The sequence below is a fragment of the Paenibacillus sp. J22R232 genome, from assembly GCF_056269165.1.
Genome location: NZ_JBWDNK010000002.1, coordinates 546,485 through 557,777 on the forward strand (window position 1 = coordinate 546,485; position 11,293 = coordinate 557,777).

The 11,293-nt window shown below is 42.6% G+C and carries 12 protein-coding genes; all 12 read left to right on the plus strand.

Annotation, left to right across the window (positions count from 1 at the left end; all coding sequences use genetic code 11):
• Positions 1 to 18 precede the first annotated feature (18 nt).
• The 12 genes from AC0YN3_RS08740 to AC0YN3_RS08795 all read left to right on the plus strand — a co-directional run bounded on the left by AC0YN3_RS08740 (position 19) and on the right by AC0YN3_RS08795 (position 11,143).
• Complete coding sequence (locus AC0YN3_RS08740; protein WP_475774713.1) at positions 19 to 1,068, plus strand: acyltransferase family protein; 1,050 nt, start codon at positions 19 to 21, stop codon at positions 1,066 to 1,068.
• A gap of 211 nt (positions 1,069 to 1,279) precedes the next feature.
• Complete coding sequence (locus AC0YN3_RS08745; protein ID WP_475774714.1) at positions 1,280 to 2,392, plus strand: acyltransferase family protein; 1,113 nt, start codon at positions 1,280 to 1,282, stop codon at positions 2,390 to 2,392.
• 32 nt (positions 2,393 to 2,424) lie between these two features.
• Positions 2,425 to 3,168 carry a sugar phosphate nucleotidyltransferase gene (locus AC0YN3_RS08750; protein ID WP_475774715.1) on the plus strand — a complete coding sequence of 248 codons (744 nt, stop codon included), beginning with the start codon at positions 2,425 to 2,427 and terminating at the stop codon, positions 3,166 to 3,168.
• Between the two features lie 15 nt (positions 3,169 to 3,183).
• Complete coding sequence (gene rfbC / locus AC0YN3_RS08755) at positions 3,184 to 3,741, plus strand: dTDP-4-dehydrorhamnose 3,5-epimerase (protein ID WP_475774716.1); 558 nt, start codon at positions 3,184 to 3,186, stop codon at positions 3,739 to 3,741.
• An 8-nt stretch (positions 3,742 to 3,749) separates the two neighbouring features.
• Positions 3,750 to 4,781 (plus strand): dTDP-glucose 4,6-dehydratase, encoded by a 1,032-nt coding sequence (gene rfbB / locus AC0YN3_RS08760; protein WP_475774717.1) that lies wholly within the window; start codon positions 3,750 to 3,752, stop codon positions 4,779 to 4,781.
• Between the two features lies 1 nt (position 4,782).
• Positions 4,783 to 5,622 (plus strand): dTDP-4-dehydrorhamnose reductase, encoded by an 840-nt coding sequence (gene rfbD, locus AC0YN3_RS08765; RefSeq protein WP_475775108.1) that lies wholly within the window; start codon positions 4,783 to 4,785, stop codon positions 5,620 to 5,622.
• A gap of 7 nt (positions 5,623 to 5,629) precedes the next feature.
• Entirely contained in the window at positions 5,630 to 6,568 is a 939-nt protein-coding gene (locus AC0YN3_RS08770) for a glycosyltransferase family 2 protein (protein WP_475774718.1), read from the plus strand.
• 117 nt (positions 6,569 to 6,685) lie between these two features.
• Positions 6,686 to 8,092: an undecaprenyl-phosphate glucose phosphotransferase gene (locus tag AC0YN3_RS08775; protein ID WP_475774719.1), complete on the plus strand. Its 1,407-nt coding sequence runs from the start codon at positions 6,686 to 6,688 to the stop codon at positions 8,090 to 8,092.
• Complete coding sequence (locus AC0YN3_RS08780; RefSeq protein WP_475774720.1) at positions 8,082 to 9,053, plus strand: glycosyltransferase family 2 protein; 972 nt, start codon at positions 8,082 to 8,084, stop codon at positions 9,051 to 9,053. Before AC0YN3_RS08775 ends, AC0YN3_RS08780 begins: the two co-directional genes overlap by 11 nt.
• Positions 9,054 to 9,201: 148 nt before the next feature.
• Positions 9,202 to 10,626, plus strand: coding sequence for a cardiolipin synthase (cls, locus tag AC0YN3_RS08785; RefSeq protein ID WP_475774721.1), 1,425 nt, complete (start codon positions 9,202 to 9,204; stop codon positions 10,624 to 10,626).
• Between the two features lie 98 nt (positions 10,627 to 10,724).
• Positions 10,725 to 10,907, plus strand: a complete 183-nt coding sequence (locus AC0YN3_RS08790) for a hypothetical protein (protein WP_475774722.1) — start codon at positions 10,725 to 10,727, stop codon at positions 10,905 to 10,907.
• 50 nt (positions 10,908 to 10,957) lie between these two features.
• The gene (locus AC0YN3_RS08795) at positions 10,958 to 11,143 is read left to right on the plus strand and encodes an H-type small acid-soluble spore protein (protein ID WP_475774723.1); all 186 of its coding nucleotides are present in this window, start codon (positions 10,958 to 10,960) and stop codon (positions 11,141 to 11,143) included.
• Positions 11,144 to 11,293 lie beyond the last annotated feature (150 nt).

Here is an 11,293-nt window from a genome sequence, read left to right on the forward strand (position 1 = left end):
TTGAAAGGAAAAACCTAAATGCACGGTAACAATTTATTATCTAATAAACTGAATGGAAGAATAAATAATTTTGATATTATTCGATTTTTGGCTGCGTTATTAGTCATATTTTCTCATAGTTATCCTCTGACAGGTAACGTTAATGAACCACTCGCAATTATGTCAAAAGGCCAATGGACATTCGGTGGAGTGGCAGTAGCGATTTTTTTTATTGTAAGTGGTTTTTTAATTAGTATTAGTTTTGAGAGATCTACAATGAAGCAATTTCTTATTAATCGAGGTCTAAGAATTTTTCCTGCATTAGTTGTTGTTATCATCTTGTCTGTAGTTATTTTAGGCCCAATGCTTACCGAAATGCCTCTCAAACAATATCTTAGCTCCAGTCAAACTTTGAGCTATTTGAATAATATTACCCTATTTAATATACAGTATGGATTACCGGAAGTATTTACACATAACTTGTATCCGAACGCCGTGAATGGGTCGATATGGACAATCCCCTATGAAGTTATTTGTTATTTGGGACTGGCTGTAGTTGGCTATTATGGGGCATATAAAAACAAGAAAGTAATATTACTTTTTTTTATTGGTGCACTATTATTTAATAATGTACTTTCTCCTCAATATCATTCTATAAATATTAACGGGTTTTTACTTGGGAGTTTATCAGAACTAGTTCTGTTTTTTTTGGTAGGGATGGTGTTTTATAGTTATCGGGAGAAGATAGTTTTAAAAGGAAAATATGCAATCTTGAGCGTTTTAATTTTATTTTTTTCGTTATTTAGCAATCAATTAAAACTTGCATTTTTATTTTGTGGAAGTTATTTGATTTTTTATTTTGCTTATCATAGCAAAATAAAGCTCAATAAGTTCTCAAATAGTGGAGATTTTTCTTATGGGTTATATATATTTGCTTTTCCAGTACAACAAGTAGTTCAATTGTTTCTTAATCATCAGCAATCACCGATTAAAAATTTTCTAATCTCAGCGCCTCTAACACTAGTACTTGCGGTGCTTTCCTGGCATTTTGTAGAGAAGAAAGCTTTGAATTTCAAAAGAAAATCTTAATGACCAATACTAATTTTATTTTAATACACATTGGTGGCATCTTATTTTCTCAGAATGGATACCTTTAAACGCGCATATGAAGAATTTCCTGAAAAATGGCGTAACAGTAACCTATTTAATTCAGTATTTTCCGATCCAGAAGATCAAAGCATCTTGTTTATTGTTTGTTATTCTGTACTACATTTATTAATACTATATAGGAGATTAACTGATGGAAATTAGTAAAGAGGAGTATAAAACGAATAATAGAGTCGAATGGGTAGATGTATGTAGAGGCTTGGCAATATTAGCTATTTTTATTGGCCATATTGCTCCAGGAGATAACGTTACCACTTTTGTTTTTCGGTATCATATTCCTCTGTTTTTCTTTTTATCTGGCTTATTTTATTCAAAAAAACAAGGGTTGTCATTTAAAAATTATGTCATTAATTGTGTAAAGACTATTCTAATACCATATATTTTCTTTTGTTTATTAAACATTGCATATTTTATAGCTACAACAGGAAGCGAGTTTGGATTAGTAAAAACATTTATAATCCAATCGTTATGGGGAATACGCAATCAAATAGGTTTTGCTGGTCAGTTATGGTTCTTTACATGCCTATTTACAATACAACTATTGTATTACATTTTGAATAAAGTAATTAGAAAAAAAAATATATTGTTTGTAATTACTTTTGTGTCTGCCCTAATAAGTTCTACTACAATAAAAGCTCCAAATGACCCATCTGTGCTTTTTAATATAGATAGTGCTGTTTATTATATTTTTTTCTTTTGTTTAGGTGATATTATATTTGCAAAAATTAGGGACTTCTCTTTTGCGCAAATGAACTTATTTTTTAAAGTGGTTTTTACAGCATTTGTTTGTTTGGTTTTAGTAAGTTGTTTTTACATTTATTCAAGACCTAATGATATCGATACGATAATGCTTAATTTCTCGAATGCAATTGGTGGTAGTTTATTTAATTCGTATTTATTTCAGATGTTTATTCTATTAATTACAATTCTCTTAATAACGACGAATCTAATTGTTGCTTATGCTTTAAAAAAATCTCATTATCTATCGTATATTGGGAAAAATACTCTGCTTCTTTGTGGTTTTGAAAGTATCTCCATGTCGATTGCTACAGCAATGCTTGCATTTGTAGATATTTCTGTTAAATCAAACTTGGTTTTATTTAAAGTGTTTTTAATGGTTCTAAAAGTAGAAATAACAAAAAGATTATTCTTTACACTGGTAAATAATCACATACCATGGGTGAAAGGTAGAGATTTATTTCAAACAGTTAATAGAAAATCGAAGTCAGTAAAATCTATTGGGTAAAGTTATTCTCAATACAAAAGGAGGCTACACTGTTGAAAGGAATAATTCTAGCAGGTGGAACAGGATCACGCTTGTTTCCCCTTACAAAGGTAACGAATAAGCACTTATTGCCTGTCGGTAAATATCCGATGATTTTTCACTCTATCGCGAAGCTCAAAGAAGCCAACATCCAAGATATTCTCATCGTAACCGGTAAAGAGCACATGGGCGATGTTGTTAACTTATTAGGTAGCGGTTACGAGTTCGGCGTATCTTTTACTTATAAAGTACAAGACGAGGCTGGCGGAATAGCTCAGGCTCTTGGTCTAGCAGAGCACTTTGTAAATGGTGATCAAATGGTCGTTATTTTAGGAGATAATGTGTTCGATCACAGTATTTCTCCTTTTGTAAGTAACTTTAAGAAACAGAATAAAGGAGCTAAAATTCTGATACAAGAGGTTTACGATCCGCAGCGTTATGGAGTACCTGAATTGAATGAAGAAAAAATTGTTTCTATAGAAGAAAAGCCGAAACTGCCCAAAAGCAGCTATGCTGTAACAGGAATTTATATGTATGACAGTCAGGTATTTGAAATCGTTAGAACGCTTAAACCTTCTAGTCGCGGAGAACTCGAAATAACGGATGTAAATAATGCCTATATTGAGGTGGGTGAGCTTAGCTATGATGTCCTCCAAGGCTGGTGGACGGATGCAGGTACTCATGCTTCTTTGACCAAAGCTAATGAGCTTGCTAAAGACATTACCTTCGGCGAAGAGTTCGGTAAACTAAAACTATAATTGTGTAGGTGACATATGAAAATAATAGATTCTAAGCTCCCAGGAGTAAAACTACTAGAACCTGCTGTATATGGTGATCATAGAGGCTTCTTTATGGAAAGCTATAATGAACAAGTCGCACATGATAATGGGATTTTGCATTCTTTTATCCAAGATAATCATTCCTTATCCGTAGAAGCTGGGGTACTCCGCGGCATGCACTATCAATTGTCACCTAAGGCACAATCGAAGCTTGTTCGTGTTACAGCAGGTGCAATCTATGATGTCGTCATTGATATCCGTAAAGGTTCACCGACATTTGGGCAATGGCAAGGCTTTATTCTAAGCGCAGCCAATAAACGCCAATTGCTAGTGCCACAAGGCTTTGCCCACGGTTTCTGCACACTTGTTCCCAACTGTGAGGTTCAGTATAAGGTGGATGCCCTTTACTCACCGGAACACGACCGAGGCATTGCCTGGAATGACCCAGCCCTTGCAATCGACTGGCCGACATCCAATCCGATCCTATCGGATAAGGATGGCAAGCATCCGTTGCTGGCTGACGTGGAAATCAACTTTGTATATGAAGGGTGAGTTATCTCGTGAAATTACTTATTACCGGCGGTGCCGGCTTTATCGGAAGCAATTTCGTGTTATATATGATTGAGAACTACCCGAGTTATGAAATCATCAATGTGGATGCGTTGACCTATGCAGGAAACCTTGAAAACCTACGTTCGATTGAGGAGCACCCGAGCTATACATTCGTGAAAGCAGACATTGCGAATAGGAGTGAATTGGAGCCATTATTCGAGCAAGGCTTAGATGCGGTCATTAACTTCGCGGCAGAGTCGCATGTGGACCGGAGCATTCTGCATCCTGAAATTTTCGTTCAGACGAATATTCTTGGCACGCAGACGCTGCTTGATCTGTCTAAGCAATATCATGTTGCGAAGTTCGTGCAAGTATCTACAGATGAGGTATATGGCACACTCGGCGAGACAGGCCTCTTCACTGAGGATACGCCGATTGCTCCAAACAGCCCGTATTCAGCAAGCAAAGCCGGTGCGGATATGCTCGTAAGAGCTTATCATGAAACATTTGGCCTCAATGTGAACATTACACGATGCTCCAATAACTATGGACCGTATCAGTTCCCGGAGAAGCTGATTCCGTTGATGATCCAGAATGCGCTTCAGGATAAGCCGCTTCCCGTTTACGGTGACGGTCTTAATGTGCGGGATTGGCTCTATGTAGAGGATCATTGCAGTGCAATTGACCTTGTCCTTCATAAAGGAAGCGCCGGTGAGGTTTACAATGTTGGTGGGCGGAATGAACGGACTAACTTGCAAGTTATCCGAACTATCCTAGAGGAATTAGGCAAGCCAGAATCACTGATCTCCTATGTCAAGGATCGCTTAGGCCACGATCGACGGTATGCGATTGATGCCGATAAAATCCGAAATGAATTAGGATGGCAGCCAAAGTTCAATTACGAGGATGGTATCAAAGAAACGATTCGCTGGTATCTCGGCAACACGGAGTGGATGGCGCAGGTGGCATCAGGAACCTACCAGCAATACTATGAAACGCAATACAAGGCTCGCCTGGAGGCGAACGAATCCGATGTCTAAAATAAAAGTGATCATTACGGGCGCGAATGGGCAGCTTGGACGTGAATTGACGGAATGGAAAACGGAAACGGCAGAAATCATCGGTTTTGGCCGCAATGAACTGGATATTACGAGCCTTCCGGCTTGCCGCAACTTATTTTCAATACATCGTCCTGATGTCGTCATTCATTGCGCTGCCTATACGGCAGTAGATAAAGCCGAGTCCGAGCCGGACGAGGCTTTTCGTGTAAATGCCGCGGGTACCCGCAATGTTGCGGTTGCAGCTCGCGAGGTTGGTGCGAAGCTTTGTTATATAAGCACGGACTATGTTTTCGATGGAGCAGGAACAACACCATACAATGAATATGACCGAACGAATCCACAAACGGTTTATGGAAAATCAAAGCTCGCGGGCGAGATAGCCGTGCAGTCGCTGCATGATCAATTTTACATCGTGCGCACCTCTTGGGTGTATGGGAAATACGGAAGTAACTTTGTTAAGACGATGCTCAAAATGGCTGGCGAACGTGATCGATTGAAGGTAGTATCCGATCAAGTCGGATCGCCGACGTATACATATGATCTGGCTGCCTTTTTACTAGAGCTTGTACAAACAGATTATTACGGCATCTATCATGCATCTAATTCCGGTATCTGTTCTTGGTATGATTTCGCCAATGCTATCTTTGAGGACCGTGCGATTTCTATTCAAGTTGATCCTTGTACAACGGCTGATTTTCCTAGACCAGCGCCAAGGCCTGCATACTCGGTCATGGATCACATTGCTATTCGCAGTAACGGTTTCCACCCCCTTCGTCCTTGGAGGGAAGCGTTAAACCACTATCTCAAAGACAGTGAGTGATAATTGGATGGCTACAGCCAGCGTTTGTATCGTTACCTATAATAGCGCAAATGACATAGTAAATTGCATTGAAGCCGTTCTTAGGCAAAGTTTCCCGATTGCTAGCATTGTCATCATCGACAATGCTTCCACTGATTATACGGCTGAGCGGGTAATGCCCTATGCGAAGCAGAAGCATGTTCAATTTATTGCGAACAAAGTGAACAACGGGTTTGCTGGTGGCCAGAATCAGGCTATTCGGCAGACCCGTTCGGATTATGTGCTCGTTTTGAATCCTGACGTGACGCTCGACCCGAATTACCTCACTGAAATTATACGATTTATGGAGCAAAATCCTTCGGTAGGAAGTGCAACCGGAAAGCTTGTTTTTGCGTCTAATACTGAAGTGATGGATAGTGCAGGGCTTGGGATAAAGCGCACAAGAAACGCATATGACCTAGCAGCGGGAGAGCTTGCAGCCAACTGGAAAGAAACCATGCAAGTGTTTGGCGTTTCTGGTGCAGCGGCTGTTTACCGCAGAGCAATGATCGATGACATCTCCTATTCCGATCAATTTTTTGACGAGCATTTTTTTGCGTATAAAGAGGATGTAGACGCTGCATGGCGTGCAAGCAAGCTCGGATGGGCTGCTTTCTATATCCCAGCAGCCTATGCTCTGCATCATCGAGGCTGGAAGAAGGGCGGACGCAGCAGTGTGCCGCTGTTCATTCGCCAGCATTCCTATCAGAACCGATTTTTTACGCTGATTAAGAACGAGGCGGTAGGCTGGCATTCTTTGGCGATAGGACCTTTAATAGCAGCTACTGAAATGATGAAGCTAGGTTACATTGTTCTAAAAGAACCTGGCTTGCTTCGCTGTTGGCCAGAAATTTTTCGCAGTATGCCAAGCATGCTGGCCAAACGGAAGTGGCTCATTCAAAAGGCAAAACAGAGGAATCTCCACTAGGACCATATAAATGAATCTCTCTCATCATATGGTATTAAATGGGGTTCTCCTTGCTTGTTATATTTGGTACAATGCAGGTAGAGTCGAAATTTAAGGAAATGCGGGTGAAAACGGCGAATGCTAAGGCAAAACCAACGATTTCTGACGCAATTGTATATGTTGGCGGACTTGTTCTGCACATTGGTCGTATTTATGGCCGCGTATTGGCTTAAATTTTACAGCGGTCTGCTGCCAAGCTATAATTCCGTTTCATTCTCTACCTATTTACTCTGGGGAACCATATATTCATTCTCCGCCGTACTTGTAGGATTTTATTTTCAATTCTACTCACCTAAACGCCGCAAAAACTATTCCTATGAAATATTGCGTATTTTACAGATCCAGACGATTAGCTTTCTCGGGCTGCTAAGTTTATTTTTCTTCACCCGCGAGGTACATATTTCCCGGGAATTTCTCGCCATATTTTTCGTTATGAATTTTCTCGCCATTACATCATATCGCTATTGGGTGAAATCGGTCCTCGCATCGCTGCGCCGCAAAGGCTATAACAAACGCTTTGTACTAATCGTAGGCGCTGGAGCAGTGGGACGCAGCTTTTATTCCAACCTGCAGCAGCATCCTGATCTAGGCTATGAGGTGGTTGGTTTTCTAGATGATTACCAGAAGGAGCATGCGGTGGAGCATCAGAGTATGAAGCCGATTATCGGCATGCTGAGCGATCTGCGGATGAAGCTGGACAAGGAGCCGATTGATGAGGTCATCATAGCGCTGCCGCTTGAGGCCCATGCGAAGTATGCGGAAATTATTGACGTATGCGAGCGGACCGGCGTTAAAACGCTGATCATTCCTGACTTTTTCGATTTGTTGCCAGCAAAGCCCTTCTTTGATAATTTTGCTGGAATCCCGCTTATTAATGTAAGGGACATTCCGCTTGACGAGCTCAGCAACCGTATTCTTAAACGCTGGTTTGATATCGCTTTTTCGCTGGCAGCCGTTATCTTAACCTCTCCGATTATGCTGTTCATCGTAGCAGGTCTCAAGCTAACGTCTCCAGGCCCGATTCTGTTCAAGCAGGAGCGCATGGGACTTGATCGCAAAACCTTTTATATGTTCAAGTTTCGCTCGATGCATGTGTCGGATGATTCGGTGTCGAACACGCAGTGGACGGTCGAGAACGACCCGCGCCGCACCAAGTTCGGCAGTTTTCTTCGGCGCACGAGTTTAGATGAGCTTCCACAGTTTTTCAATGTGCTGCTGGGGCATATGAGCGTTGTAGGACCGCGTCCGGAGCGCCCTTATTTTGTTCATCAGTTCAAAGAAGAAATTCCAAAGTATATGATTAAGCATCAAATCAGACCCGGCATTACAGGCTGGGCCCAATCGAATGGCCTAAGAGGCGATACTTCCATTAAGGACAGAATCATGTTCGACATTTTTTATATAGAGAACTGGACATTCTTCTTCGATATCAAAATTATTCTTAAAACAGTTCTGAAGGGCTTGATTAACAAAAATGCTTACTAAGAGCAACCCGGTATGCCTCGTTTCTGTCATTATTCCTACATTAAATGCTGGACCTGAACTGAATGAGCTGCTTAAACGGCTAAAGCAGCAATCGCTGCCTCCCTACGAATTGATCGTAATTGATTCCAGCTCGAATGATGGAACGGCAGAGCTTGCCCGTGAGGCTGGCGCGCATGTGATCCGTGTGAAGCGAAGCGAGTTCGATCATGGCGGAACCCGCAATCATGCCGCAATGCAAGCCAAGGGCGATATCTTGATGTTTATGACGCAGGATGCGATGCCGTGCGACGAGAAGCTTATCGAGGAATTGGTTAAGCCGCTGCTAATTACGGAGAAGAACGTATATGCTTACGCCAGGCAGTTAGCGAAGCCGGGAGCAAACGTACTGGAGCGGCTAGCTAGAGAACATAACTATCCAGCCGAATCGAAGCTGAAATCCTATGAAGATATCGACCGGCTAGGAATAAAGACGTTTTTTTGCTCCAATGTGTGTTCGGCTATTCGTCGAGAAGTGTTTGAAGCAATGGGACGTTTTCAGGAGCCGGTTATTTTTAACGAGGATCTCTTTATGGCTGCCAAATGCGTGCTGAGCGGGTATAACATTGCTTATAGCGCCGAGGCTGCTGTATACCATTCACATGATTATTCGGTTGCCGAGCAGTTTAAACGTTATTTCGATAATGGCATTTCGATGCGCTGCAACACTTGGATCACGCCGTACAGCGCAGTTGGCAAGGCAGGCTCGAACTTAGTAAAGCTGCAGCTTCAACAGCTGCATAAAGAACGTCAATGGCTGCTGGTACCTCAGCTTGCAGTTGAATCGGCAGCGAAGCTGATTGGATATAAGTTAGGCATGAATTATCGCTTGCTTCCCTCGTTTCTTACAAGGAAATTTAGCATGCACCGACTCATTCTCACGCATATCGAGAATCAGGCGACAGGAGTTGCCATGAAGCAATAATTCCACTTATATATGGATTAGAAGCTTTTCCGAATTTCAAAATTCGGGAGGCTTTTTTTATTTACGCCGTATACGTTGCTTACCGCCCGCTCAAACTAGACACACCTGTCAGAGCCTGCTCGGATGAAGGAAAGAGGTGTTAACCCCCATGTGGTCACTATGGATCACAGCTGCGCTTGCTGTTTACGTGATGCAAGTTGCCGTTGTGCTTGTTATGGAGCATCGGCGCCCGGTACAGCTGACCGCCTGGCTTCTCATTGTTCTCGTTTGTCCGATCATCGGATTTATTGCTTATCTCATGCTTGGCAAGGATTATGCTAGACGCAGACGAATCCAGCACTTCAAAGAAGAGACGCTGCGCTACGCGGAGCAGCTAACGGAGAGAGCGGCAGTGCCCATAGCGAGAAGAGGCGAGCAAATGAATAGGCAGGAGCAGCTCTTTCGCATGCTGAGTGGCCTAGCATCGTTTCCTGTTACAACGAACAATAAAACATGCGTACTGACCAATGGCAAGAGCACCTTTGAAGCGATTCTAGCTCAGCTGGAGCGTGCGGAGCATCACATACATATGGATTATTATACGATTCGGGACGATGACATCGGCAGACGCTTTCTGAAGGTGCTTACTAGGAAAGCCAAGGAGGGCGTAGAGGTTCGGATCGTGTATGACGGCATAGGCAGTCTTCATTTAAGCCAAGCATATATTGAGGAGCTTCACCAATCCGGCGTGTGGACAAGCTGTTTTTTACCGCCTAAGGTAGCTTTTTTTGATCGGAAATTGAATTATCGCAACCATCGTAAAATTGTAATCGTCGATGGCGCGGTTGGCTTTGTGGGGGGAATCAATATCGGGGATGAATATTTGGGCAAAGATCCGAAGCTTGGGTTTTGGCGAGATACGCATTTGCGGCTTGAAGGGAATTGTGTGGCCTACTTGCAGGAAGTTTTCATGAATGACTGGGCATTTGCAGCCAAGGAAGAGCTTTCGGGATCACGTTATATGCCTAAGCTGCCGGATTGCGGCAAGGAGCGCGTGTTGATCGTATCAAGTAAACCGGGACAGCATAATCATAAAATCGTTGAGGTTATGTTTGCGGCGATTACGGCAGCGTCCTCTAGAATTTATATAACGACGCCGTATTTCATTCCTGATCCAAGCTTGACGATGGCATTAAGGACGGCAGCGCTTGGGGGAGTTGACGTTCGGTTAATCATTCCGGGTATGGGCGATTCGAAGCTTGTACTGTTGGCGACTTTATCCTACATTCAGGAGATGCTTGATGCTGGCGTTAAGGTTTATCGGTACGAGAAGGGCTTCATACACGCAAAGGTGATGATTGTCGATCATTTGCTTGCTACGGTCGGTACGGCAAATGTCGATCTGAGGAGCTTGCTCAGCAATTTTGAACTTAATGCGGTACTCTTCGAGAAAGAGACGATTAATCGATTAGAGGCTGACTTTATAGAGGATCTAAAGCACAGCTGCGAGCTGCAACGAGAGTCCTTCTCCAGACGGTCAAAAGGACAGAAAATGGCGGAATCCGTGCTTCATATGCTGTCGCCTTTGTTATGAATGATGAATGGCATTACGCATTTTCGGGCATATTTTTCGAGATGGCTCTGGAAAAGAGCCATTCAGCAAAATTGAAGGAAGCGTGGGAGGGTAGAACTATGACCGAAGCGGGCAATGATGAAAAGCAAGCGGCGTCGGACCCGAAGCATGAGGGGCGCGAGGATTATTTTATGGACATTGACAGAATGGTCAATGAAGGACTTGGCGGAGGTAATGTTACGCTGCAGAACGGCCTAATTGATGAGTCAACGACGGACACGATGGGGCCGGAAGATAAATAACGGAGCAATGGCCCGGTAGTGATTTGAAGAAAAAGGAGGATGCGCTTCTGATGGATACGACACGCGCGAAGCAAATATATGATTCGGATCAGACCTTTGCTGTCCAGCTCGATGAAGATTCTGTCTGGATAGAAAACGTCGACGAGGCGAACGGCATGGCAACTGTAACGGTCGGCAATAATCCGATCAATACAAAAACGGTTTCATGCGACCGGCTGAAGGAAATCGATAAGTAAACAATAAAAGAAAAGGCTTGCAAATAACCGTATGAGCCATGCTTTCAGCATGGGTTCATATGGTTATTTTTATATGGAAAAAAATGATATTTTATCCTAGAATGAATCAGTGAGTTTTTTCTTTTATTATTTGCAAGGACGAGCAAGATG